This is a genomic window from Vibrio chemaguriensis (assembly GCF_012275705.1).
Classification (GTDB): Bacteria; Pseudomonadota; Gammaproteobacteria; order Enterobacterales; family Vibrionaceae; genus Vibrio; species Vibrio diabolicus.
Genome location: NZ_SHOE01000002.1, coordinates 128,173 through 152,880, shown reverse-complemented (window position 1 = coordinate 152,880; position 24,708 = coordinate 128,173). Strand labels below are relative to the sequence as shown.

The 24,708-nt window shown below is 44.4% G+C and carries 22 protein-coding genes; 2 read left to right on the top strand and 20 right to left on the bottom strand.

The genetic code is table 11. From position 1 onward, the window contains the following. The 16 genes from EX191_RS03000 to EX191_RS02925 all read right to left on the bottom strand — a co-directional run bounded on the left by EX191_RS03000 (position 1) and on the right by EX191_RS02925 (position 18,382). Positions 1-639: a sugar transferase gene (locus EX191_RS03000; protein WP_005394228.1), complete on the bottom strand. Its 639-nt coding sequence runs from the start codon at positions 637-639 to the stop codon at positions 1-3. A gap of 10 nt (positions 640-649) precedes the next feature. Next, entirely contained in the window at positions 650-1,837 is a 1,188-nt protein-coding gene (locus EX191_RS02995; protein ID WP_006742949.1) for a glycosyltransferase family 2 protein, read from the bottom strand. Next, the gene (locus EX191_RS02990; protein ID WP_193447099.1) at positions 1,830-2,948 is read right to left on the bottom strand and encodes a glycosyltransferase; all 1,119 of its coding nucleotides are present in this window, start codon (positions 2,946-2,948) and stop codon (positions 1,830-1,832) included. Before EX191_RS02990 ends, EX191_RS02995 begins: the two co-directional genes overlap by 8 nt. A 220-nt stretch (positions 2,949-3,168) precedes the next feature. After that, entirely contained in the window at positions 3,169-4,602 is a 1,434-nt protein-coding gene (locus tag EX191_RS02985) for a GumC family protein (RefSeq protein ID WP_048626363.1), read from the bottom strand. Next, on the bottom strand, positions 4,599-5,723 hold the full coding sequence (locus EX191_RS02980) for a glycosyltransferase (RefSeq protein WP_193447098.1): 1,125 nt from the start codon (positions 5,721-5,723) through the stop codon (positions 4,599-4,601). The genes EX191_RS02985 and EX191_RS02980 overlap by 4 nt, the downstream gene beginning before the upstream one ends. A 115-nt stretch (positions 5,724-5,838) precedes the next feature. Beyond that, positions 5,839-7,203: an O-antigen ligase family protein gene (locus EX191_RS02975; protein WP_193447097.1), complete on the bottom strand. Its 1,365-nt coding sequence runs from the start codon at positions 7,201-7,203 to the stop codon at positions 5,839-5,841. Further along, positions 7,200-8,630: a lipopolysaccharide biosynthesis protein gene (locus tag EX191_RS02970; RefSeq protein ID WP_193447096.1), complete on the bottom strand. Its 1,431-nt coding sequence runs from the start codon at positions 8,628-8,630 to the stop codon at positions 7,200-7,202. The genes EX191_RS02975 and EX191_RS02970 overlap by 4 nt, the downstream gene beginning before the upstream one ends. After that, the gene (locus tag EX191_RS02965; protein WP_047008757.1) at positions 8,623-9,795 is read right to left on the bottom strand and encodes a glycosyltransferase family 4 protein; all 1,173 of its coding nucleotides are present in this window, start codon (positions 9,793-9,795) and stop codon (positions 8,623-8,625) included. The genes EX191_RS02970 and EX191_RS02965 overlap by 8 nt, the downstream gene beginning before the upstream one ends. Positions 9,796-9,806: 11 nt before the next feature. After that, on the bottom strand, positions 9,807-10,991 hold the full coding sequence (locus EX191_RS02960; RefSeq protein ID WP_193447095.1) for a glycosyltransferase: 1,185 nt from the start codon (positions 10,989-10,991) through the stop codon (positions 9,807-9,809). A 155-nt stretch (positions 10,992-11,146) separates the two neighbouring features. Continuing rightward, the gene (locus tag EX191_RS02955; protein WP_193447094.1) at positions 11,147-12,217 is read right to left on the bottom strand and encodes a glycosyltransferase family 4 protein; all 1,071 of its coding nucleotides are present in this window, start codon (positions 12,215-12,217) and stop codon (positions 11,147-11,149) included. Continuing rightward, positions 12,192-13,715, bottom strand: coding sequence for a sigma-54-dependent transcriptional regulator (locus EX191_RS02950; protein ID WP_150918671.1), 1,524 nt, complete (start codon positions 13,713-13,715; stop codon positions 12,192-12,194). Before EX191_RS02950 ends, EX191_RS02955 begins: the two co-directional genes overlap by 26 nt. A 276-nt stretch (positions 13,716-13,991) precedes the next feature. Next, the gene (locus EX191_RS02945) at positions 13,992-14,372 is read right to left on the bottom strand and encodes an Hpt domain-containing protein (protein WP_193447093.1); all 381 of its coding nucleotides are present in this window, start codon (positions 14,370-14,372) and stop codon (positions 13,992-13,994) included. 11 nt (positions 14,373-14,383) lie between these two features. Further along, positions 14,384-15,070 carry an AAA family ATPase gene (locus tag EX191_RS02940; RefSeq protein WP_193447092.1) on the bottom strand — a complete coding sequence of 229 codons (687 nt, stop codon included), beginning with the start codon at positions 15,068-15,070 and terminating at the stop codon, positions 14,384-14,386. Next, a complete protein-coding gene (locus tag EX191_RS02935) occupies positions 15,070-17,172 on the bottom strand; it encodes an SLBB domain-containing protein (protein WP_114322354.1) in 2,103 nt (700 codons plus the stop codon). The genes EX191_RS02940 and EX191_RS02935 overlap by 1 nt, the downstream gene beginning before the upstream one ends. Beyond that, positions 17,169-18,035, bottom strand: a complete 867-nt coding sequence (locus EX191_RS02930; RefSeq protein WP_046875254.1) for an OmpA family protein — start codon at positions 18,033-18,035, stop codon at positions 17,169-17,171. The genes EX191_RS02935 and EX191_RS02930 overlap by 4 nt, the downstream gene beginning before the upstream one ends. 26 nt (positions 18,036-18,061) lie before the next feature. Next, positions 18,062-18,382, bottom strand: coding sequence for an STAS domain-containing protein (locus EX191_RS02925; RefSeq protein WP_005394270.1), 321 nt, complete (start codon positions 18,380-18,382; stop codon positions 18,062-18,064). A 424-nt stretch (positions 18,383-18,806) separates the two neighbouring features. On the opposite strand from EX191_RS02925, the gene EX191_RS02920 reads away from it, so the two are divergent. After that, positions 18,807-19,652, top strand: coding sequence for a DNA ligase (locus tag EX191_RS02920; RefSeq protein WP_046875255.1), 846 nt, complete (start codon positions 18,807-18,809; stop codon positions 19,650-19,652). 12 nt (positions 19,653-19,664) lie between these two features. Here the strand turns inward: EX191_RS02920 and EX191_RS02915 are convergent, their stop codons facing one another. Continuing rightward, positions 19,665-20,666: a DUF3080 family protein gene (locus EX191_RS02915; RefSeq protein ID WP_193447091.1), complete on the bottom strand. Its 1,002-nt coding sequence runs from the start codon at positions 20,664-20,666 to the stop codon at positions 19,665-19,667. Positions 20,667-20,799: 133 nt separating this feature from the next. Next, positions 20,800-22,170: an MATE family efflux transporter gene (locus EX191_RS02910; protein ID WP_124008853.1), complete on the bottom strand. Its 1,371-nt coding sequence runs from the start codon at positions 22,168-22,170 to the stop codon at positions 20,800-20,802. A gap of 394 nt (positions 22,171-22,564) precedes the next feature. Between EX191_RS02910 and EX191_RS02905 the strand changes: the two genes are divergently transcribed. Further along, positions 22,565-23,176, top strand: a complete 612-nt coding sequence (locus EX191_RS02905) for a riboflavin synthase subunit alpha (protein ID WP_193447090.1) — start codon at positions 22,565-22,567, stop codon at positions 23,174-23,176. Between the two features lie 75 nt (positions 23,177-23,251). Here EX191_RS02905 and EX191_RS02900 read toward each other — a convergent pair whose 3' ends face one another. Next, positions 23,252-23,446 carry a CPXCG motif-containing cysteine-rich protein gene (locus EX191_RS02900; RefSeq protein ID WP_005396219.1) on the bottom strand — a complete coding sequence of 65 codons (195 nt, stop codon included), beginning with the start codon at positions 23,444-23,446 and terminating at the stop codon, positions 23,252-23,254. Positions 23,447-23,699: 253 nt separating this feature from the next. Then, on the bottom strand, positions 23,700-24,566 hold the full coding sequence (locus EX191_RS02895; protein ID WP_005396217.1) for a fructosamine kinase family protein: 867 nt from the start codon (positions 24,564-24,566) through the stop codon (positions 23,700-23,702). Between the last annotated feature and the right edge of the window lie 142 nt (positions 24,567-24,708).

The following is a 24,708-nucleotide window of genomic DNA, read 5'->3' as shown; positions in this document are numbered from 1 at the left end:
CTACTGGCCTCGTCCATCAATCATCACAACGAATGTTTTACTCATGATTGAAAGGTCCATTGAAATCCAAGAGTAGAACGAACCTAAGCTTAGTGCGTAACTGTGGTCAAAACCAACTTTACGTCGTACATCTTCAATGCAAGCATCATAGCCTTGGTTAACTTGCGCTAGGCCTGTAATTCCTGGTAATACGCCATATGTGCGTTCTACAAAATAAGGGATTTCATCTTCCAACTTTTGGTAGAAAGCAGGGCGCTCTGGACGTGGCCCGATCATAGACATTTCACCTCTCAACACATTAAACAGCTGTGGTAACTCATCTAAACGCGTCTTACGTAAAAAACGTCCTACTGGTGTGATTCGAGGATCATTCTCGGTTGCCCAAACTGCACCGGAGCGTTGCTCCGCATCAATATACATGGTGCGAAACTTCATGATTTGAAAAAGATCCATTTTTTCTGGTGTACAGCGCCCAACACGCAGTTGACGATAAATCACTGGGCCTTTCGATGTTATTTTTATAGCTAGCGCGATAAATGGGAATAGTGGTGCAGTGACGAGCAAAATAAACATTGCAACCAGTACATCAAACGTTCTTTTCGCGTGGCATACATTTGAATCGTAGCGTGAGTTTTTCATGATGCTTTCCTTATTGGTTGACGCGTTTCCAACGCCCATTTTCCATTCCTAGCAAATACTTCATACCGCCGATGAAATTGGCGAGATGACCAATGACGATGTAGCTAATCAGTTTAAAAGGCTTGACTGTGTTAAGTGCAGGCACCAAGTAAGTGACAAGTGCGATACCATAAACACAGGCTTGAGCGAGCAGCATTATTTGAAACAGCGGGTTGTGTGCCAGTAGCAGTGAACAAACCAAGCAAACAATCATCAAATAGGGTGTTGCTAAGCGCAGAACCTTTCCCGATAGAAATGCAAAGGCAGTGCCACGATAGCGAGGTAGCAGTAATTTCTTTAATTGCATGAGCTGCTGCATGTTACCCGCTGAAATTCTTAGGCGTCGCTTGAAGTCTGCGTCGTCTGAGCTTTGTTCGAGTTCAAGAGCTAGCATGTTAGGTTCGTAGATAGCGTTATAGCCTCGCAAAACGATTCTCATAGGGAGAATAAAATCGTCATTAATGGTGCTGACTTCAAGTGGTTCAAATAGGTGGGTTCTGAATGTATAAAACGCACCGTGAGAACCAATCGTTGAACCTAGCAAGGATTCTTGGTGCTTCACTCGAGACTGGTATTGCCAGTACGCTGCTTCACCTTGGTTATCGGTACTCATTATTTGATATGTCGCGTTAACCACTCCAACCTTCTCATTTTGATAATGCTGACTAGCTAGCAACAGAGAATCGCAAGAAATCAATGCCGATGTATCACTCAGTGCGGTAATGTCCGAGCTAACATGACGCATTTCTTCGTTGAGTAGGGCAACTTTACCGCGATTGACTTGGTGGTCATTAATGATGAACAGTGTATCGGAGCAGATTGCTTCTTGAATCGTCGCTTGAGCAATCTCGGCTGTGTTATCTGTGCAGCCATCACATGCGATCACCACTTTCAATTTATCTCTTGGGTAATCTAAGCTCGCAAGGTTGCGGATCTTTTCTGCTATCCATTGTTCTTCATTGTAGGCGGGCACGATGACAGTAATAGATGGTAACTGACTGTCTGTTTGAGAGGCTTTGTAAGCTCGCTCTACAAATGGTGCTGTGGTTTTTTGCTGTTTTAAAGGAAGCCATTTAAGTAGCAATGGATAACCAACATGATGATAGACAATCAAAAATGCGGATAAACCAAAACCTGTAATCCAAAGTAAATCATTCATAGCTAGCCTCCTTGGCCAAACGTGAGTAGCGACTCACCATGTCTCTGATATCAAAATGTTTGAGAATAAAAGTTCGAGGAGAACCATGGGTTGATTTCAATTGCAGCGACAAAGCTTCCGCCAAAGAGAACACTCGGTTGGCTTCAACCAATGTGCTGTTAATCGGGCAGAGCGTCTCTTTCACGCCACCAACATCGGTTGCGACACAAGGAATGTCACATGCTTGAGCTTCTAGTGTTGAGAGGGGGAAACCCTCTTGAAGCGACGGTAAACAAAATAAATCGAGACTTTGGTAAAAGCTGGGCATATCGTCGACCAAACCTAAAAAGGTAACGCGATCCTCAAGTTTTAACGTTCTAACTTGTGCTTCCAATTGAGCTCTCTGAGAACCATCTCCAGCAATGGCTAGGTGTGTGTTTGGCGTAAGATGAGAGAAGGCTTCGATAAGCACTTTATGGCCTTTAACTGCTTCTAAACGTCCAGCCACTCCAATCACGGTTTTGTTGGCTGGAAGCCCAAACAAGTTTCTCTTGGTTGCTTGATTACCGCTTTGAAATTTCTGGCAATCGATTCCATTGTGAATGGTGCATACTTTGCGGTAATTCAGTTTTGTCTGGATTTGTTCGGCGACAAAGTTCGCATCGGCAACCACATGTGGACGAATCATTTTTAGCAGTAGGGACTGAAGTCGAGCTGACTTTCTGCTATTCAGATGCCAGGCGTCGTGCTCAGTATGGATAATTACTGGCACCTGCGCTAAGCGTGCTGCAATCCCACCATATAAGAGTGGACCGATATGGTGAGTGTGGACTACATCAGGCTTGAGTCCTTTGAGCATGGAAGTCAGCTTACTGATGGTTGTTCCGCTGAATCCAGGTTTCTTATTGAGAAAGTGCAGTTGGCCTTGGTAGGCCGAGAGTTTTGACCAGCATTGCAGTGCTTGCGCTTTGCTTCCCTCTAAACTTACGACAAACACGGAATGATTCGGTTGCGCAAAACGAAGCATCTCTAATACGAGCGTTTCCAAACCGCCAGGAGCTAAGTGCTGCACGACGTGTAATATCACTTTTTTATTGCGTTGAGTGCTATTTTGTTTTTGTCTGAATTCCATTCTCAAACCCTCGTTGAGTTCTTTGTTTATTTAGGAATTGCAGACTGCGTGCCAATAAATTAAGTGTTTAAAAACATCAGGTTAATGGCAAAGTATATGAAGGGCGATATTTATTCTCAATTTGAGATTCATATTAGTGGAAACCTTACACGGAGTTAGAATAAGCACAAAAAGAAAAGCACTCGCTGAACGAGTGCTTGTAATGGAGTGTTAACGGCTGTTAGCTTCCGTATACCACTTTAGGTAGGGTGGTGATCACAGGAACGCCAAGGTGCTTTTCTAATGCTCTTTTAGAGCGGATAGAGTTATCTGCTAACTCAAGTATCGTCGCTAATCCAATGCCCAAACCTGCTCCACCGATAAACCCTAAAATGACAAACACAAAACTAGGTAAGTTAGACGGAATGGTTGGTGTGAAAGGTTCATCAATGATTTTCACGCGTTTATTCTCTTCAAATACGCCAAGTGAACCAGTTAATTGAGCCATTTCATAACGCTCTACAAGGTCATCATACATTTCTCTTTTTACCGCGACATCACGAGCTAGGCGGTTAATTTCTGTTGCTGTGCTACCAAATCGATGCGCATTACTTTCTAACTCTTGAATCATTGTTCGTAAGCTATTTGTTTCTTCTGTGAGGGCTTCAAAGCGTCCGCGCATAATTTGCAGTTGGTGAAGCTGAGAGACCAGAAGAGGCTGAGCTTCTCCAAGACTGTTTACGGTGGTATTGCTTGCAATATCCCAAAGTTGGGCGCTGTTTAATTCCGGTTGTTTAGAGTTCAATAGTACTGAGCGCTCTTGCTCCAAGCGGTTTAACTCTCGTAGCTTGCCTTGAACCATGCTATGCGCCTCAGTGTACTTGGCGCGAAGCAAAGTGAGCTCACTACGAATGTCGATGATTTGTTCTTCAAGCTTACCGATAACCGGGTTGGTTTTAGAAAGCTGTTGGTCCAAACTACCTAGGCTTCGGGTAACACCAGCAAGCTCCGCTTCTTTTTCTGCCAAGGTTTGTTTAAGGCTTGCCAGACGAGTCAGGCTTTGTGCTTGCATTTCAGGCGTCGCGTGAGAGTAAGTATTCTTGTATTCTGCGAACGCTTGCTCTGCTTTATCCAGCTCTTCTCTGCGTTTATTAATATGGATGGTTAAAAAGTGACTTGAATCTTTAATTGAAGATCGTTCAGGAGCTAAAAGCTGTTCGACAAAATGTTCGCTGACGGAGAGTAACATCGACTCCATGCCATTCGGTTTGCCACTTCGTAGTTGGATTTGAATGAAGTCCTTACCAAGCTGCTGAACAGACAAACGCGACGCGAGATCTTTAATGATGAACTCTTGCTCTTTAGCACTCATGTCGTCACTAATCAGCGCTTGTTCTTTGGCAACTGAGTACAAAACATGTCGGCTTTTTAGCAAGGTACTGAGTGCGCTCAATCGGTCTTTCAGCATGGTTGAGACGGCAAGATCTTGAAGGAATGGGTTCATTTTCGCTGTCTCTTGGATAAGCATACTTGTATGAGCGACATAAGTCGTCGGAACCAGTTTACTTACGATGAAACCCAGCACAGGCAATACAAGCATAGGAATAACGATCATGTAGCGACGTCTCCAAGCTCCATGTAACAGTACACTGAGGTTTTCTCTTAAATCGTTCATAGCGCCCTCACTAATTTATCAACTTGGTTGGCTCTTGCTTCCCAGCTTTGCTGTTGAACAAATGACTTTGAATCTGTCGGTGGCGGTAGGAGGTGATCGAGACTGGCACGTACGTCTTCGACATCTTGAACCACATGAAGCATATGTTTGTAGGGCATTAATGCAGGAAACGGTGTGCTGATAACAGGGGTTCCTGTTGCCAAGTACTCAAGAAGTTTAAGCGGATTACATGCCTTGATTTGAGCGTTATCAACAAAGGGCAACCAACTGGCATCCCAGTGTTGGGAGTAACGTGGCAGAGTGTGATGCGCTCTCGGGCCCAGGTAGTATATGTTGCTCCTTTGTGGAAGCGGATTATCACTGAACTCGTTGGGGCCGATGAACACGAGATCCCAGTCAGGCGCTTGGTCTGCGACTTGGGCAATTAAGTCGTAGTCTAACCATTCAGACAAACTGCCATAAAAGCCCAGCACTTTGCGACCATTATTAGGAAAATCTTCAGCCTTAGGTGCTGGCTCAGAAAACAGACTAAAGTCGACACCGTGAGGCAAAGTGACGGTTTTACCAGATGTAAATTGAGTGGCGAGTTTGTCACTTGCTGTAAAAATCACATCAGCCGCGTTAACCAGTGTACGTTCATGCTTGGCAACCGTGTCGTGGTCAACACCAGCTAAAGCGCTAAAGTCATCGCCACAATAGTAAATTAGCCCACGTGAATTCATTTCCGCACAAACATCTGCGGCCGTCGGGAGAGATGTCCAAAATATAGGCTTATCAAAACCAAGAGCGTGTAACTGTTTATTGAGCTGGTATTTCATCATCTTAGCCGCTACTTTTCTTGCCAGCGCAGAACTTGGAGCAGGAATAGTGAGTAGGTTAATGGTGTGAATATTTGGGTTTATTTCAGACTCTAACGTTGGCTTATGCGATCCAGCGTTATTAAACACACGAGCGAGCTTGTTTAACGCACGTTGCATGTCTTTAGCGGTCAGCCTAGGTTGACGCAGACCAATTGAGTTAACCCAAAGGATGCGGTGGCTCGTTGCTAGTCGTTTGACAATGTGTTGAGTGGAGGAGGGTAGCCCGCCAAAATCTTCTCCAAATACTACGATATCTGTCATGTGGCTCTCCTTGAGTCTTCGTTATTTGATTACTAATCAAGAGAGTAATCACAATACGTGCCAAGGATTTATTTGTTATAAAACAGGTAATTGGACTTTCTATTGGTATTTGAAATTAGGGTTTCTCATTTTGACAATCACTTTGAACGATTCGACTAACGACTACCGTTAATGCCGCCAGAATGTATATTGGCCAAGTGAAACCTTGAGTGAGGAAGGTGCCTGATACGATGGTCCCGATCAGCCCACTTAAGACTGCATTTGCTCCAACAGATAGGGTGTAATCCGATGTTGGCGTCAGTAGTGAAATAGAATGCAAAGAGGTTCGAATCAATGACACAATCAATGTAATGAACACGGCGAGTCCAACAAACCCCGTTTCTGCTAATACGCCAAACCAAGTACTGTGTACGGCGTGATTGATACCGTCCCAGTGAGGGCTATAGAAATAGTAATTGAAGTAGAAATTATCAAGCCCAACCCCAGTTAACGGATGGTGGAGAGCCATTTTAAATGCGGCTTCCCACGCGTAAAGTCGCCCCATCGCAGAGGCATCTATACCATCCTCGGCTGCGCCACCAGACTCTCGCCCTGAGATACCAGCAAATGCGTAGAGTACGATGGCTGCGACGGCGCCTAGTACTAAGACTAACGTTTTGCTTTTGATGTGCTTAAAGGCAAAGTACGCAAATACCGATAGAGAGCCTAACAAGCCTCCGCGGCTTTGTGTCTCAATAATCGCAAAAAACAATACCAAACAGGTAACAAGTGCAAAGAGTCGGAGATGCTTAGGTGAACGTTTCTCCATTAACTGACTAACGGTAAAGGCGAGGGGAAACATTAACACCAGCGCCAAGTCGTTCGGATCGCCGAGTACTGAACCTATGGAGCGTCCAATCGATACGCGCGTTCCTTCCACTAAATCAATGCCATTCGCTGCGTTTTGTAATGCGACTAAACCAATCAACAATCCGGCGAAAATTATCGCTTTCGACATTTGTGCCAACTGAGCCGGTTTGGTAATAAGCCAGGTGATCGCCAATGTCATAATGATGATTTTCCAATAGGTATTTTTGAAAACTGTAATGGCAATGTCATGACTGGAGGCGAAGACGATGCCGATGATCACCAGCCCCCAAAATATGCACAGCCATTTTAATGAAGGGTGCCAAAAAGCCGTAAGCTGGCGACTTATCAAAAGGTGGAAAGCAAGTGCGGCCAGTGCCCCCAATGATAGTAGCAATGGGATCTTAAAGTTATAGATAACGGGAAACGCTTCATGAATACGGAAGAATGAAAAAATAACGAACAGCGTGACAAGCCAAAACGTTTGGTTGAGAACGAACAGTAAAGCCAGCGGGGCGAAACATAGTGCGACAATCAAAATAGGGTGAGGCATAACAATCCAAAGCAGGCCGATACAGACGGTAATCGTCAGCGCTGCGATGGACTGCTTTCTTCTCACCTTGGTTTCAGTCATAACGAGTATCTCTTTACCTGTCCACGCCATTTCACCATGTATCGAGTGAGCGCATTTAGCGTCTCTTTACTCATATAGCGAGTGGCTATCCCTGCCAGCAAAGTGCATGTCAAAATGCAAATTGCGATGGCGATGCCTATTGATTGTGAAGAGTGAAGCAGGAACAGTGCCACACCGGAGATAATCTGCAATAAAACCATCAGACTTAGGTGAAAAGGCAACGGCATGCATTGTTGACCTACCACATAAGTCAGGCCAAGCTTACACAGTTGTGCGTAATAAAGCGCAATGAAAACCCCATAGATACCCAGGGACGATAGGCCAAACAGCAAGGCAATTGCAACGCATGCTGAGACGATATTAATACCCAGTAACCAGCGAGTACGACGCTTGTACAAAATGGAAATATTAATGAGTTCGCTCCACTCTTTTAGCATGGCGATAGGCAGTAAGAACAAGCTGAACAGTACCGCCTCATGATAGGTTCCTGGTAACAGGTAAGTGATCATCACCATTGCTAATGTGCCGACTGCAACACTTAAACCTGTAATGTAAATCATGCCTAGATGAGTGATGCGCACAGCTTCTGTACTCCTACGCGCTTCTAGGTAATTAAATCGACGTGGCATCCACCACATGCCAAATGGCTGAACTAAAATACACATGCCAACCGCAAATTTTACCGCTATCGCGTAAATCCCTAAGGTCGCAAGTGAGGCGTTCGCGCCGATGAACCAGCGTTCAGCGCCATTGAGACAAAACGCAACCAATCCAGCCATCATCATGGGCAGACAGTAATTTAGGTATTGTTTCGCCACTGTCATATTTGGCAGAGTCATGCTGTAGCGGTTAATGATGTGCAGCCAGACAAACTGAGTAATAGCAGCCAACAAGCCACCCCATAAAACAGAAATGACATGTGGGTGAATAGACAGCGCCGTGATGATGAAAATGACCTGAAAAACAGTGGTAGTCACCATGACGTTAAGTAGGGTTCTTGCTTTGTCGTCCTGTGTTCTCAACCAAGCTGTGCCGATTGCGATACTGCCTTCTAGAACGATAGCAAACATAACAATAGCAAACTCGACTCGCGTAAAAGGCGCAGGAATAGGCGCGAGCATAATGATAGCGAGTAGGCATAAAGCCACGATGCCAGCGATGAATAAAGCAAGTGAGTACAGCTGGTTTAGTAGGCTTGTGCGCGTATTTTGATCCTTTTCAACCCCGACGAATCGATACAGCGCTTCATGCAAAGCGAAACTGACGAATAAGGTTGTGACAACGCCAAAAGTGGTAAGCAGTTCAAGCTTGCCCATTTGTTCTGGTGAGAGAAAGTGGGGCAATACAGGCAGCATGATTAAGCTGATGCTTTTGTTTATCACTAACGCGATAGCGAACAGCGACATATTGGTCATTGCTTTAGACATGGTCATATCCTTTGATGTATCGCGGTGTTTTGAGTTTACAATCGCCATTCGGTGCGGATTCTGCTGCAAGGTGCTGAGCGATTGGCAGATAACAACGTTCGGCCGTATAAAGTTGAGAAACGTTGAGTGCTTCGATACCCATTGTCACTTTCATCCATGGAGACTCATTCAAAAGGCGAATTGCGTTATGTAACGACGCCACATTGTTTGGTGTGTACTTGATGCAATTGCGGCCATGCGTCAATACGCGATCCCAGTAGCTATCATCATGTGGGATGACGATGCACATGCCTGCTGCGAGAGCTTCTAAAATGGATAACCCAAAAGGTTCGTTAACACTGGTGGAAACAAACACACCACACTGAGAGCGTAGGTCATCGAGGTTATCTGGGCATTCATGCCATTCAACACCTTTTGTGGTGAAGTCTGGTGTTGAATATTCCACACCTGCCACATTTGGTTTGATGTAACACACGGTAGATTTGATCTCTTTTGTCTTATCAAGTGTTAAAGCATCAAGAAAAAGATCGATGTTCTTCCATTTTAGTAAGCTGGCCGCCCAGAAGACGCGGTTTGAAATCGGATTTGCTTGCTTTGGCCAGCGGTCTCTCGATAGTCCGTTAACAAACGTAGACGCATTCAAACCACACCAATAGCGTTCAGTGGCTGGCTTCTCTGTTTTGAGGTAGACCTGTAAGGCCTCTAGCATCGATTCTCGGGTGTTTGCCAAGTAATAAATTGCGGATGCTTTTACCAAGCAGTAGCCGGAAGATCTTGAACGACCAATTGGACCATGAACCATTTGTACCACAGGCTTTTTGCTGATTAATCTTAGTAAGTACAAAGGCATATCATTACTTGGGCAAGATAGACCTAAAAAGCTATCTATCTTTGGTAGTTTCATGCACGCAAAAATCAGTTGGATAAAGTAATACGCGTTCATTAACCAGTAAGTGAGGCCATGAGTGGAGCTCAATGGTGATGGTTTGATTTTGATAATCTGCACACGAGGCGTATCGCTAAGTAGTGACTCCCAATGCTCTGGATTCGTGGTCAGCAGATAACCAATTACGTTCAGTTTATCGCACTGTTTGAGGAGCTCTGCATTCGCAATTTTAGAACCACCTTGCATTGGGATGGCGTCGAACATTAATACACGTTTCATGACTGTCCTCCTCAATTGATGCTCAACCAGCGTGAAAGAGGCTTCATGCAGTGAGTCATTGGCATTGGTGTAATACTGTTGTTCTCAAGCTCACCTTCATAAATACGTTCAATGGCGCTTATGGATGCTGCAGTCGTGAGGTTTTGGCTAGCATGAAGATAGGCGTTTTCAGCTAGCCTGTTTCTTAGTGCTGAATCCTGCATGACTTGTTGGATCGCGTTTAATAAGCCTGCCATTCCGCGATTCTGGTACAGTAGCGCAGAGTGATTATGCTCGAACAACTCAGGAATACCTCCTGTTTTAGGAGCCACGATAGGCAGTTGAGCTAAAGCCGCTTCCCCTAATACGAGACCAAAGGCTTCCTCGTAGGCGCCGCTAATAAAAGCGTCTGCATTCCCAGACATCCATGCACCTGCATTGCTTTTTTCCCCGACAAAGTGGACTCTGTCTTGGATACCGAGATCCGAAGCAAGTTGTTGCAATGTTTCTCTTTCCTCGCCATCGCCAACGATAACAAGATGAGGATTATCGTGATGGTAATTGTGCATGCGCATAGCGCGAATAAGGCGGTCGAATCCTTTTCTTTTAATCAATGAACCTACCGAGAGAAAGGTAAACGCTTGTGGAGGTATTCCGAGGTGAGCCTTGATATCAATGGGCGTATCAGAGTCCAGAAGCGATACACCGTTGTGCACAACATAAAGTTGGTCTTCTGGGTAACCGTCCTGAATAATTTCACGACCGACATCTTTACTAACGCAAATCAATTTTGGGGAGAGGTGTAGCCCAAGAGAGAAGCGATCTCGCAATGTATAGTGACAATGAAGTTGAGTGACAAGTGGGATGTGATTCATGCGTGCAGCCAAACACATCCATTGACAAGGACCACCGCTATTAACGTGTACCAAGTCGATATTGTGTTTTTCGATCAGTGCTGAGCCCTGTTTGATAAGGCTATTCCATCCGCTAATATCCCAGCGAGGCGCACTCCAGCCACCAACTAGATTGAAAACAGAATGTTCCGCTTCAATTCCGAGCGATTGACACTTATCGATTAGTGGCTGGCAGTTTGACCACACGAATGGCTCAAACTTATCATGGTCAATCCCTGAGATGAGATCCAGAAGTACCACTTCACTGCCGCGAATCCAGTTATCACCATAATGAACATATAGAATGCGTTTTGGAGTAGTCATAAGTCACCTCTGTCTCATCATTAACTTGTGTTAACTGCTGAGTTGCAACAGAGATGCCAAAATATGCCATTAGTTTATGTGTTTGAATATTATTAGATATTTGTGCTTGGACTCAAGGGGAGAAGCAATATTCTCATATTGAGAACCAATATGGCTTATTGCTCCGTTTCAATTTGATATTTTCGTAGCAATACAGGAATAACGCTTTGTGCCGAGAAATCATCAATAATGGTCTGCCGAGCGTTTTGACGAATGAGAGATTGCTGCGCTTCATCAAGAGACATCCAATGTTTAAGGCATTGAGCGAGAGATGGGACGTCATCGACAATAAAGCCATTTTCGCCAGTTTGGATAATATCGGGCAAGCGACCCACGCGTAGGCTCATCACGACTATTCCTCTAGCCATTGCTTCAAGCGCCGCCATAGGCAGGCCTTCATAGCGAGAAGAAATTACCAGCACGCCAATGTTTTTCCAAACGGTCTCCATTTCAGTTTGATGACCGAAAAATATCACATTTGAAGGGGCAATGTGGGCGAGTGATTCTCTTTCGGGTCCATCACCGTAAACACTAAACTGCAGTGTTGGGCAGAGCTTAGCCACTTCGATAAATTGGTCGGCACCTTTTTCTTGGCTCAATCGGCCGACGAAGGCGATTTCTTGATAGTTGAGATTACGATCGGGAATCGAAACAAAGTTATTCAGCAGATCCGAAGGGAAAATGACTTTACGCTGAATGCTTGGGCTGACGGAAAAGCAGTGGTTAGAGAGGTAGCCTGAACTTCTATCAAGCCAATCATAGAGCCACAGTTTGCCCGAGGATGATTCTCCTGCATGATAAGTTGAAATCAAGCGAGGAAATGTGCGCGTAAGTAGCTTGGCACAGCGCGCCAAGATTGACGCTTTGTAACCGTGGGAGTGAATGACCGATGGTTGGTGATTGGCGACCGCGCTTGTTAGGTGTTTGATCTTTAATGCCTTATGTGGCTCACCAGACAAATGGTTCAAGTAACTCACAGGGATGGTGGATTCTTCTGCTTTCTCTACAATCTGTGCTGGTGGCGAGTACTCAGTCGTTAAGACAACACGTGCTTTGTGCCCAAATGTCATTAATCCACGAGCAAGCTCTATGACGTGACTTTCGATACCGCCAAACAGGCGGCTATCAAGAAAAATCCAAATTTCACCAACGTCAGGTTTCTCAAGATTGTTCGAGATTAATTTCATCCGCTTCCCACGCTTGTTTTTTTCGGTAAACCGTAGATGGGCTTAGCTCCAGCATTACGGCGGCATTGAGAACGTTGCCATCACAGTATGCGATTGCGTTTTGAATCGCCTCGCGTTCCACTTGCCACATAGGGCGAATGGTTCCATCAGAGTTAAAGTACGGAGAGGCAGCCGCTGAGGATTGTATGTTAGGTTCCGGTGTCGGTATTGACGGTTCTCTAGCGGGGGCCAACTGTTCCTCAACATACACAGGTTGGGATGTTATTGTTGTAGGGTTTGCTGGCTCTTGAGTTACATGTGCGGGAGTGGATGTTCTCGCTGTTTTAGACTTTCTAGTCAGTTGAGCGGGTAGGTGATTCAGCGTGACTTTTTCGTCATTATTAAGCACCACAATGTTACGTATGATGTTTTGCAATTGCCTTACATTACCCGGCCATTCGTAGTGCTTGATGATATGTTGAGCTTCGCTGTCGATTGTTGAGAATTTCTTTTTGTCCTGTTTAGCATAAGTGGTCAAAAAGTGCTTGGCCAACGTGACGATGTCACTTCCTCGCTCACGTAGGGGGGGCATATCGATAGGTATTACGTGTACGCGGTAATACAAATCTTCACGAAAACGACCTTCTTCCACTTCTGTTAATGGATCTCGGTTGGTGGCACAAATGATTCGGACATCCACCTTCATCTCTCGAGTGCCACCAAGCGGTGTGTAGGTTCCTGTTTGAAGAAAACGGAGCAACTTCTTTTGCATCTCAAGTTCCATTTCACACAGTTCATCGAGAAAAAGCGTCCCACCGTGAGCCAGCGTCGCAGCACCTTTTCGGTCTGTTGTGGCCCCGGTAAATGCGCCTTTGACGTGGCCAAAAATCTCACTTTCCATTAAATCTCGTGGGATAGCCCCGCAGTTAATAGCAATAAAAGGCTTGTCTTTACGGTCGCTCTGACGGTGCACGGCTTCAGCACAGACTTCTTTACCTGTGCCGCTTTCACCCACAATAAAGACACTGGCAGATGTTGGAGCAACGGCATCAATGGTTTTATATACCGCCTGCATTGGGAGACTTGAACCGATAAATCCGTGATAGTTATGGCGATCAAACTTGGACTGAATGTTTTCTACTAAATCTTCCAATTTGGCGCGTTTGAGGTGTAATGCAACAGAAGTTTTTAGGCGATCGGCGTTAATAGGTTTTTCTAAGAAATCTTCCGCACCTTTTTGAATTAGGTTAACGGCTAAGTCTACGCTGCCGTGCGCTGTAGCAATAATAACTGAGGTAGGAATGTCATTCTGGTTGATCCAATCCAATACGTCTTCACCAGACATATCGGGCAGTTTCAAATCGAGAATGATGAGCTGAGGTTTGCTTCTTTCAATAAATTGAATTGCTTCGCGACCTGTTTCGACATGAAAAATGTCATAAGGTTCGTCTTTGACATACTGCTTATAAAGTATGGCTAGTGAAGTAGAGTCTTCTACCAGTAACACCCTTGGTCTCATAGTCCTATCCCAACGTAGTTCGTTTCACTTTTATGATTTTTGTCAGCACTATTATTTGTATTTGGCGTGATGAGCGAGTTATATGGCTTAGTGCTCTCTAGTGCTGAATATTCTCAATTTGAGAAAAGCGTTATCTAAGTATTAGCACAAGGTGGGAAATTTGCGAAAAATCCATACTTTTTAATTGATTAAGTTAAATTGTAAATGTCTTAGATGATATCGGCATCGCACTTTAATAAGTGCGATGATTGATAAGATAATTTGTCCTTGAAACCGCTACTCGAACCCTTGATCTTTTCGCTTTTCTAGCGCGTCAAACGATTCATTGGCCAGCTGGGAAAGAGACTCACAGAGAGCCAATGCTTCTAGTGTTTTTCCTTCCACACAATATTTCTCAATCATTCTTGCTTGTCTGGAAAGCGCTCGGTTACCTAAAGCAAGGGCAGAGCTGCCGAGTGTATGAACTTCGAACTCTAATGTTTGGAGGTCTTTCGCGCTTAATGCTTGCTCTACTTTCTCCATGCGCTCTCGTGACTCTTCAATATAGTGTTCAATCAGCGTAGGGATGATTTCGGCGCACGTATCTTTGATCATTTGCTGGAGAATGTGTTCATCCACCAATTCTTTTTCGATAGTCGGTGTGTTATTTGCAGTCATATTGGCGCTCCCTATAACATAAACAGTTCACTTTTCTTAATTTGTTGAGATATCTTTTCTTTCCACTTTTTGGGTAAAAAGCGTAGCTGGGAAACTTGGCGGATCAACTCATCTTTCAGGCTAGGTGTATGCTTCATATTCAGCACGGAACCAATCAAATTCGCATCGCTAGCATCAAGTAGTTTTTTGGCTTGTTCGAGTTGGGTTGCCGTCGTAGAGCCATAATGTGCGACTAATAAGGTGGCATCACATACGCCCGCAATCACTTGAGGGGCAATATTGCTTCGGTTGACACTCAGAAGTGGAGATGTGTCTATCACGACTCGCTCGTACTGCGTTAACCACTCTGCAATATTGCGCTTCAGCATCGTCGGATCTCGGTACGCAAATTGAGTGCTGGCGAGAGATGGAGCAGGGAGACCGACTAAGGTTTGATGCGTATTTTCTCTTGTGATCAGGTGGCCAACTTTTTCGGCATCATCAAACTCGTGAATGGTGCGATACGCGGGCTTGAACAGGTTAAGATCCACATACAAAGTATTGTGTCCAGCTAAAACCAGACGCTCTGCTAGAGATGAAGCAACGGAAGTGACGCCGTCTTCAGACTTACAACCCACAACACAAATCGTTTTGTGGCCTTTCTGTTCACTCTGAAGATAAATTTGCTCAATCTCAGCGTGAGTGGCAGGAATAGTCATTACAACGCTCCTATTAACACGATGGTTGTGGTGATTTGTAGAATATCTCTTAACCCGGCTCTCGCTTTTTCAGCAAAGCTTTCGTCTTTATGTGGAATATAAATGGTGTCGCCTGCACGGATGACTGGTAAATCATAAATGTTGGCGGTTTTGCTAAAGTTCACCAAATCAAATGTTCGAGCTTGGCCCTGACAGCAAGACATGTTGACCACACTGATTTTTTCAAGATACGCATTGTTAGTTGGGCCTCCGGCTTCGGCCAGCAGGTCAAGTACTGTCATGTTGTCATTAAATACATAGCGCCCTGGGTCTCTTACTTCACCTAATACGCGCACGGTGGATTCTTTGGAGCGATCCAACCAGTTTTTATTTTTTTCCGGAATGTAAATGGTATCGCCGGGACGAACGTGGGGCAGAATAGACTCATCGCCCGTTTCAAAGTACATCGACAAATTCAATTTACTCACTTTGGCATAGCCTAGGCCTCGGTGCGTCACACGAATATTGTGAATATCGGCATCCATTGTTGGTCCATCGGCGGCAGATAGAATATCCAGAAAGTGCATCTCTTCGGTAAAGCGATAGCGACCAGGGGCATTGATTTGACCGAAAACATATATCGAGGCATCAGAGCTCTGGCTTACCCATTGCGATTTGTTGTCTGATGGATCGTCAGGTAATGCATGGACTCTTACTACCGTGCCAGCAGAAACTCGGGGCAGATTCGATGTTGGTGAGCCATCTAAAATGTATTGATCTAAATCGAACTGTGTCATTTGACCATTATTGGCGACTTCAATTTTTGTGGTGTCAGCTCTACGTGTTGGGCCGCCGACATGGGCAAGCAGATCAATTAAATCCATTTCGTCTGACCATTCAATACGTCCCGGGCGCACGACTTCTCCCATCACAGCGACCGCTCGACTTGGCGCCACTTTTAGCCATGACTTCTCGTTGAAATCGGTTTTCTCAGGGACGAAAATCGCGTCTCCAGGCCCGACATTCGGTGGTCTAACCGAAGACAGCCCCTCGGTATGCGCGGTTAGGTCGAATTTGATGACCTTACCATCGGCTTTTATGACTCGAATTTGGCGAGATTCTGCATAGCGAGTAGGCCCGCCTGCATTGGCGAGAATATCCATGAAGCTAGCGTCTTGCTTTCCTTCATACGCGCCAGGGTGGGCAACTTCACCCATGACATAAACCACATTTGCACCCGCTTTGATTTCTTCTTCCTGTTTTGGAACAAAGATGGTGGCACCCGGTAGAATTTCTGGTAGTAAGCTTTGATCACCCGTATCCAGATACTTTTTTAGATTAAACATGGTTGGGTTGTTATTTGTGATCACGCGAATTTGCTCAACACTGGCATATCGTGTTACGCCGCCAGCTCTCATCACGACATCAACGAGCGTGGTATTCGGTTTGTAAGAGAATGAGCCGGGAGCATTCACTTCACCAAAGACTTTGATGGCACGAGCGGAGTCTGCGCTATCGCCTGAGTTCGCGAGTTTTGCTGCATCAAATTCTTGCTCAATATTCCCAACGAGTGGAGATGCTGGAACAAACAGTACGTCCAGCGATTCCAATTTCGGGAGCTGGCTATTATCACCAGTATCAAGGAAACGTTTGTAGTCAAACTCGATGTTTTTGTCGCCGCGTTTAACGATCATTTTATCGAGCTGAGCACCAGCGCGAAGGCCGCCAGCTTCGTATACAAACATTTGAATGTTGGAACCTGAAGGTAAGGTATATTCCCCGGGTTTGACCACGTAGCCTTGGACCGACACTAATAACTGTTGTTGTTTGATAAAGACTCGAGCGTTGTTTACGTCACGATACACGGTTTTTAGCGTTTCGATAATCACGTCTTGGAGTTGTTGCTCATTATATCCAGCAACAAATACAGGGCCGACTTCCGGTAAGTTAATACGCCCACGGCGATCGACTTGAAACCCTTTATTTAAAGACGCTTCTCCAGGTAGGTTAATCTGAATTAAATCGCCGACCTTAACAGTATTGTTTTCATCAGCTGACGAAGTAGGTACCCAAGCGACCAAGCACAAAAGAACTAAGGTGATAAATGGTTTCATCGTGTTCATAGCGCACCTCCTACAGATAGATTGCGATTTACTGAGGTATCGCTATCTGAATTAGGGCTAATAACCTCGATGCTTACGCGGCGATTGGTTAAACGCACGGCAGGTGTTTCACCCTCGTAAAGCGGCAGGCTATCTCCCACAGATTTGGTGGTTACGCGTTCTGAAGTGATGCCAAATACAGTCAGGTAACGCTTCACTTGTTCTGCACGCGCTTGAGCGAGTTTCTGGTTGTAATCTGGTGAGCCAGTGACATCGGCATGCCCAGTCACCACAAGAGTTAGGTTAGGGTGGTCACGTAAAATGTAGGCAGCTTCTGCCAAATGTCCCATGTACTTTGGATTAATTTCTGCTGAATCGACAGCAAATTGATTATCAATATTGAGGAGTGCATAAATTTCAGCGACGACGTTCAAATCGCTACGCAATGCTTCAATATCATCGGGTGGCGTACAAGTGGTTTGGCTTAATACATAGTCGAGTTGCTGTTCAAGTTGGTTTAAACGTCGACGTTGAATCACCAGATCGTTAGCTGCATCGAGTAGAAGTCCGCCTTCTAGCTCACGTGCGATTCTGTTTTGCTTCTCAAGCGCTTGCACTACTGCTGCAGGAAAGCACCAGCGTGCGCCTTCTTGAATCAACGCGTCTAGGTGTAGCTTGGTGAGTTGCCAATCAAACCTCAACCCATGCTCTGGACCTAACGGCTCATCGGGCATGACTGGGGAAAACTGATAATTTTCAATTGATATATCTTGATAGTTTTCCGCCAAGCCACCTTTTCCGTGGTCTGGGTAGTCAAACGACGAACAACCAAACATGCCGACAACAAGACCGCTTACTACATATCGTCGTATAAGATTTACCATGCCAACCTCCGTTTAAACCGGTATTTTTAGTGTCCTTTTGAGTTAACGGGAATAGCATGGTTAATACGAAGCAAGCTCATGATTTCTAAAGGTTGGCCTGATACGTTTTCAATACTCATGCTTCTTTCACGTTCAACTAGACGCTTATATAAGTAAACAATGGCACCAATCCCTGAAGAATCAAGAAATTGGACGTGCTGTAGGTTAATTTCGACTTCTTTGTGATGATTGTCGTGAATTACTTCATCAATGTGATGTTGTGCTTGTCGACAGCCACTTGCGTCTAAGTCACCAAAAAATTCAATGGCTAATTTGTCTTGATTAATTTCTAGTTTGCGTAATTCCATGACTCTATCTCCGTTTGTTTTCTCTACTTGGATATAGAGCAGGTAACGTGCCAAATTTAAATGCAAATAAAATCAAATGGTTATGATTTTTTGATAATGTCATTCAAATTGAGAAGGAATAGGTTCTCAATTTGAGAATCAAAAACGCATAGACAAACGGCTTGGTTCAGGAGAGATGTCGAATTAATATCGAGCGCTAAAGCAAGAGTCTCATCGAGATTAGGTTGTGACTTGATTTGAGACTCCCCCATCTTATTGTGAACAATGTGTAAATATTAAATGCAAAATCTGTCTAAAGTTTATGATTGTCCTTGCAAATCATTACTTAAGTTGATTGTTCTGAGTCGAAGAATGACTAGTAACAAATAGGTCATCGAGAGGAGTTACGGTTCAATAAAGGCGCTTTTTTGTACAAGGTCTTCTTATGCCATTAAAAATGACATTAATCGCGCTGGCTGTTATGACAGCGTCTTCGCAGCTTCAAGCTGATACTTCTCTCACACCTCCAGTTTCTCTTGCGCAAAGCTATCAAGATGGTATCGATGTATCTGAATACTGGTATAGCGAAAAACTCGACGGCATTCGCGCCTATTGGACCGGACAACATCTCGTGACGAGAAATGGTAACCGAATCTACGCTCCAGATTGGTTTATAGATTCACTCCCTGATTATCCGTTAGATGGTGAGCTATGGGCGGGACGAGGCAATTTTCATCTCGTACAACAAACGGTTTTGGATAAAACGCCTGTGGAGTCAGCTTGGCGAAACATTGATTTTATGATCTTTGATATGCCGTATTCTGCTGGTGATTACCGGAAGCGTTATTACAACATCAAAGACTTAGTGCTCGAAGTAGACCAACCTCATATCAAATATGTCGAACACCGAGCGATCCAAAATGAAGCTCACCTGTTTGCGCAATTGGATAAGATTTCAATATCCGATGGTGAAGGGGTGATGCTACGTAAGGTATCAAGCCGTTATCAAGCTGGACGTGGTAGTGACTTACTTAAACTGAAACGATACGCGGATGATGAAGCGCTAGTCGTGGGCTATAAGCCAGGCACGGGGCGTTTATTGGGTATGATGGGGGCGATGTTAGTTCGCTTACCAGATGGTACAGAGTTTTACATTGGTAGTGGGTTTACCGATGAAGTGCGTCGTCAGCCTCCGAAAATAGGTTCAACCGTCACGTTCAGGTACAACGGTTTTACTCATACCGGTAAGCCACGTTTTGCCCGATTCTTACGTGAGAGGCTGAAGGAATAGAACGCTCTGCACTTACTCGTTGCCAACGGTTACGCCGCACCGCTTGAAGAGACCCTGCCAAAACTGAACGTGGTTTAGGGTTTCTTGTCTAAAGGTTTTGTGTGCCTCTTTTATACCATATTGATGACCATGAACTTGCATACGCTTTTCTATCAATGTAGCGCCATCATGAAGTTGCTGATAGGTACTGTCTAAATAGGCTAAGTAAGGTTGCACTTCTTCAACGTAAATAGATTGGAAGACATTTCTTAGGTAGCGGAACTGGGTCACGTCTCGGTTTGGCCCGCACAATACATTATTCTGATGTTGTTTAAGTAACTGAGTCGTAGCTTTTAGCCAGTGAGAAGCGTTTATCATCGAATAGTAAAGCCGTCCGATTAAACGAGATTTCTCTAGCTCTTCTTGATACTGCACAATCTCAATATCGGGCAGACGTGAAATGGCGCGATGAGGCAAACCGTACATTTCACTGAAAAGGCGATAGACGTCATTAAGACGTGCAATATCATTCGTCGTTTCTTGAGATAGCCAATCCGACGCAGTTAGCTGCTTTTGCATTGCATCACTCGCGAGTAGCAAGTTATCAAGATGAGTACCTAAATGTTGCCACTTAGTCGAATAAAGCTCTGTCAATGTAGTACGTTCTTCATCGCTGAGCTGAAATTCGGATAGACATCGATTCATGACTCGTAACAGTGAAGTTTGGTAATCAAAATCATGAAAGGCATCCTGCACCTTTCCAAGTTGCGAGTTTTTCTCGGCAAGTAGATTGAATAATCCACACTGGCGTAATTGGTAGCTTTCTAGTAAACCAATCGATAGCCTGGGAAGTGGCTCGAATAAGTCACGTTTTGCAGGTATGGTCACAGTAGGTTGCGATTCGATTGGAAGAGTAGGAGCGTCCAACACATTGGCGACACGTTGGTGATACTTGTCAAACATGGCGTTTTCTGGGTTGAACCAGCTATCGCAACCGTTAAGAAACAAGACTAAGAACAATAAAATAGACCGCACAAATATCCTTTTTATAACTTCGTATTCGTCACCCAGAGAGCAGACTCTACTGACTCACAAGCTTGCTATAAGTATACTCAACAGCATTATTATTCGATCAAAAAAGCCAGCGTGTGCTGGCTTTTTCTTATTATCACTGAACTGAAAAGTTCAATTGCACCTCTGGTTCTTGGCGGTGCATCCAGCGCATTCTTACCCCTAACATAAGTGCGGCAGAAGAAAGGCCGATGATAAAGCCTAGCCAGAAACCTTGCGCTCCCATTGGCTCGACGATCCAGTCTGTGCGGCCAAGGACGTAACCCATTGGTAAACCAAGAATCCAGTAGGCGATAAACGTACGGTTGAATATGGCTCGCATATCTTTATAGCCACGCAGTGCACCTGCCGCGATTACCTGAACTGCGTCCGTACATTGATAAACAGCAGCAAATACGAGCAGTTGCATCGCTAGAGTGATGACCTCAGGGTTGCTAGTGTAAAGTTCGGCGATCCATTCACGAGACAATACGGTTAATATCGCTGTAAGAACAGATAAACCTAGACCAACCATGATGCCCACTCGTGAAGCAACGCGAGCGCCATCAACGTTTTCTTCGCCAAGTCGGTGTCCAACACGAATACTCACTGCCGCACCGATACTCATTGGAAGCATAAATACTAGCGACGAGAAGTTAATCGCAACCTGATGCGCAGCAACGATGATTGGTCCTAATGGTGATACCAATAATGCAACGACAGCAAATAGTGTCACTTCAAAGAACAGCGCTGCTGCAACAGGAAAGCCGAGCTTGAACAGACGAACTTGCGCTTTCCATTGTGGTCGATGCCATTCACCAAATAAGTTGATGCTTTTAAGTCGATCTGATGTCATTACATAAAGCAATAGTAGGGCAAACATAACCCAGTAAACAATTGTGGTTGCAACACCACAGCCAACACCGCCTAATTCAGGTGCGCCAAACTTGCCATACACGAAAATCCAGTTTAGAGGAATGTTGAGCAGTAAACCGATAAAGCCAATGACCATTGCTGGTTTCGTCAATGACATACCATCCGTAAAGCTTCTAAGCGTTTGAAAAAGCAAGAAGGCAGGGACTGCTAAGATAACAGCATGAATGTACCCCACTGTTTTTTCTGCCATCAGCGTTTCAACATCCATAAATCCGAGAATAAATTGGGTTTGAAGCAGCACTGCAATAATCGGCACACTGATCAACAATGCCAAAACGACGCCTTGTTGAATTTCAAACGGGATTTTTACTCGACGACCAGAGCCATTTAACTGTGCGACAACAGGGACTAACGCCATTAACAAACCCACACCAAATAAAATGGATGGAAGCCAAATACTTGAAGCGACAGAAACCGCAGCCATGTCGGTGGCACTAACGCCTCCGGCCATAACGGTATCAACAAACCCCATACCAGTTTGAGCAACAGATGCGATCAATACCGGGGTCGCCAATTTGATGAGACTTGATGCTTCTTCTTTATAGCGATGCACGAAAAATACTCCAGAGCGGAACAATAAGTTGAAAGAATGAGAGCGCTCGAGGACAAAAGATGTGGTGAACTGATCTGATGGTTGATTTTAGTCACGATAAGGTGAAAAAATGCCTCGGAGAAACTCCGCGCAAATGATAAACAATTGTATGTTTATATTCCATAGTTAGGTTGCGAATAGTGGATAACACTAACTTAATGCTCGCTAAGCTCAGGATACGCTAATACTGAGAGCTGTAATAAATCATGTTAATGTTAGAAGCATGTATGAGAACAAGGCTCCATTTTTCAATAGGTCGTTGCTCTATAATCTACAGGTTTTATCTCGATACACAGTGCTGTGCTTAAGGCTCTGTCATCGATTGCAGCTTGTATGAAATCAATAGGTAAAAAGAATGTTTACAGGAATAGTTCAGGGTACGGCGAAGGTCGTTAAAATTGATAAAAAAGAACGCTTTCAAACGCATGTTATCGAGTTAAGCGAAGAGCTTTGTAAAGGATTAGAAATAGGTGCATCTGTCGCTCACAATGGCTGCTGCCTGACCGTGACCAAAATTAATGGCAACCTTATCAGCTTTGATTTAATGCAAGCGACATTGGCTCTCACCAACTTAGGCGAGCTAGTTGAAGGTGACAGCGTAAACATTGAGCGAGCTGCCAAGTTTGGTGATGAAATTGGCGGACACAGCATGTCTGGCCATATTAGTTTGATGGCTGATATTGTCGAGATCATCGATACGCCTAATAACCGCACTATTTGGTTCCAACTGCCGCAAGAATCAATGAAATATGTGTTAGCGAAAGGCTATATCGGCTTGGATGGTTGTTCTTTGACGATTGGTGAGGTTGAAGCGTGTCGTTTTTCAGTACATCTAATTCCAGAAACCTTGCAACGAACACTCTTTGGAGTAAGACAAGTAGGGGACCGCGTTAATATCGAGTTTGACCCTCAGACTCAGGCCATAGTTGATACTGTTGAGCGAGTTCTCGCAGCAAAACAGCTTTAGAATGATAAAAAGGAGCCAAGCGCTCCTTTTTAATTCAAGTGACTTTGTGTTTCCAACGCTTACATGCTCGAGTTGTTATTCGTAATTGTCATCGATAAACAGTTCGACTTTATCTTGCAGCTCATCTACTCGCATATTTAAGTGAATGGCATGGCAACAAGCTGGGCAATCATCATAAAACTCTTGGTCACCATTACTTGCATCTAGTGTAATGCCGATTGAATGTCCACAATGGGGGCATTTGACATGCCTTTCGGTATAATTTTTCATACAACAACTCCTAATATCGCAGGGCTTTTAAACACTCTATTCTTTAAGGAAGTACAGCCCTTCACTTACTTTGCCTACAAGGAAAATAGGCACAATCCAAAGTTAAGTCTCCTTTGATATTAGGTGGAGTTGTTGCTAATTGAGTCGAAATAAGTATAAAACTTGACCCCAAACTCAACCTTGAGCTTAGGGTCATTTTCTGTAGTGATGTGCCTCGAGGTTTTACATCTTGAAATATGCAGTGGCTTCCAAATTAATAAGAAATAATTTTATTAATAACTTGTTGAGCCTGCTCCAAGTAATGGCCGCCAAATAAATTGCAATGGTTGAGAACATGGTAAAGGTTATAGATATCTTTACGCTCTTGATAACCAGCAGAAAGTGGCATAACAGATTCATAACCTTGATAAAATTCCGGTTGAAATCCACCAAAAAGCTCAGTCATCGCAATATCACACTCCCTGTCACCCCAGTAGCAGGCGGGATCGTAACAGATAGGGCCACATGCCGTGAGAGCCGCATTCCCGTTCCATAAATCGCCATGCAGCAAGGAGGGCTCTGGAGCATGGTTTGCTAGCAGTTGTTTTACGACATCTATAAAGTCGTCGATATCAACTAAAGTGACGCCTTTTTCTTTAAGGAGCTGTAATTGCCATCCTATGCGTTGTTCAGCAAAGAAGACACACCACTTCTTGTGCCACTTATTGGGTTGTAGAGTGGACCCGAGATAGTTATCCGTATCAAAACCAAATTCCTTTTGCTCGCCCCATTGATGAAGGTGAGCTAATTGCTGTCCTAATTTAAAGCTGTTTGGGCCATCTTCTAATGGCTTTGTTGGAAGGTAGTTAAGAATTAGGAATGAGGCATTTTTGGTTTTACCAACCAACACAACCTCTGGAACAAATAGGGTGGATGTCTCACGCAAAAGATGCAGACTTTCTGCCTCAACTTCAAACTTAGACAAAAACTCGCGATCGTTAATTTTCACGAAATAGCGCTGTTCGCCGTCATTAATCATGTAGCTTTCACTGATATCCCCGCCAGACAGTCTTACTTTTTCCGTGATCTGGTACTCGAATAATAAAGTATCAGAAAGCTGTTGCGATATTGCTTGCCACATACAAAACCTCGCGAATCTATTTGACCACCAACAGTTTAGGATAAAAAGCAAGGTGTTGGCGCTACGTTGAGCATACTTCGTAAAGAAACCTTCCTCTCAGTGTAGTCAATTTGTATAAATGTGAATCAAATCGCTTATAAGC

Coding starts and splice junctions, on each gene's coding strand:
- EX191_RS03000 (WP_005394228.1), bottom strand. CDS start 639: ATGAAAAACTCACGCTACGATTCAAATGTATGCCACGCGAAAAGAACG.
- EX191_RS02995 (WP_006742949.1), bottom strand. CDS start 1,837: ATGAATGATTTACTTTGGATTACAGGTTTTGGTTTATCCGCATTTTTG.
- EX191_RS02990 (WP_193447099.1), bottom strand. CDS start 2,948: ATGGAATTCAGACAAAAACAAAATAGCACTCAACGCAATAAAAAAGTG.
- EX191_RS02985 (WP_048626363.1), bottom strand. CDS start 4,602: ATGAACGATTTAAGAGAAAACCTCAGTGTACTGTTACATGGAGCTTGG.
- EX191_RS02980 (WP_193447098.1), bottom strand. CDS start 5,723: ATGACAGATATCGTAGTATTTGGAGAAGATTTTGGCGGGCTACCCTCC.
- EX191_RS02975 (WP_193447097.1), bottom strand. CDS start 7,203: ATGACTGAAACCAAGGTGAGAAGAAAGCAGTCCATCGCAGCGCTGACG.
- EX191_RS02970 (WP_193447096.1), bottom strand. CDS start 8,630: ATGTCTAAAGCAATGACCAATATGTCGCTGTTCGCTATCGCGTTAGTG.
- EX191_RS02965 (WP_047008757.1), bottom strand. CDS start 9,795: ATGAAACGTGTATTAATGTTCGACGCCATCCCAATGCAAGGTGGTTCT.
- EX191_RS02960 (WP_193447095.1), bottom strand. CDS start 10,991: ATGACTACTCCAAAACGCATTCTATATGTTCATTATGGTGATAACTGG.
- EX191_RS02955 (WP_193447094.1), bottom strand. CDS start 12,217: ATGAAATTAATCTCGAACAATCTTGAGAAACCTGACGTTGGTGAAATT.
- EX191_RS02950 (WP_150918671.1), bottom strand. CDS start 13,715: ATGAGACCAAGGGTGTTACTGGTAGAAGACTCTACTTCACTAGCCATA.
- EX191_RS02945 (WP_193447093.1), bottom strand. CDS start 14,372: ATGACTGCAAATAACACACCGACTATCGAAAAAGAATTGGTGGATGAA.
- EX191_RS02940 (WP_193447092.1), bottom strand. CDS start 15,070: ATGACTATTCCTGCCACTCACGCTGAGATTGAGCAAATTTATCTTCAG.
- EX191_RS02935 (WP_114322354.1), bottom strand. CDS start 17,172: ATGAACACGATGAAACCATTTATCACCTTAGTTCTTTTGTGCTTGGTC.
- EX191_RS02930 (WP_046875254.1), bottom strand. CDS start 18,035: ATGGTAAATCTTATACGACGATATGTAGTAAGCGGTCTTGTTGTCGGC.
- EX191_RS02925 (WP_005394270.1), bottom strand. CDS start 18,382: ATGGAATTACGCAAACTAGAAATTAATCAAGACAAATTAGCCATTGAA.
- EX191_RS02920 (WP_046875255.1), top strand. CDS start 18,807: ATGCCATTAAAAATGACATTAATCGCGCTGGCTGTTATGACAGCGTCT.
- EX191_RS02905 (WP_193447090.1), top strand. CDS start 22,565: ATGTTTACAGGAATAGTTCAGGGTACGGCGAAGGTCGTTAAAATTGAT.
- EX191_RS02900 (WP_005396219.1), bottom strand. CDS start 23,446: ATGAAAAATTATACCGAAAGGCATGTCAAATGCCCCCATTGTGGACAT.
- EX191_RS02895 (WP_005396217.1), bottom strand. CDS start 24,566: ATGTGGCAAGCAATATCGCAACAGCTTTCTGATACTTTATTATTCGAG.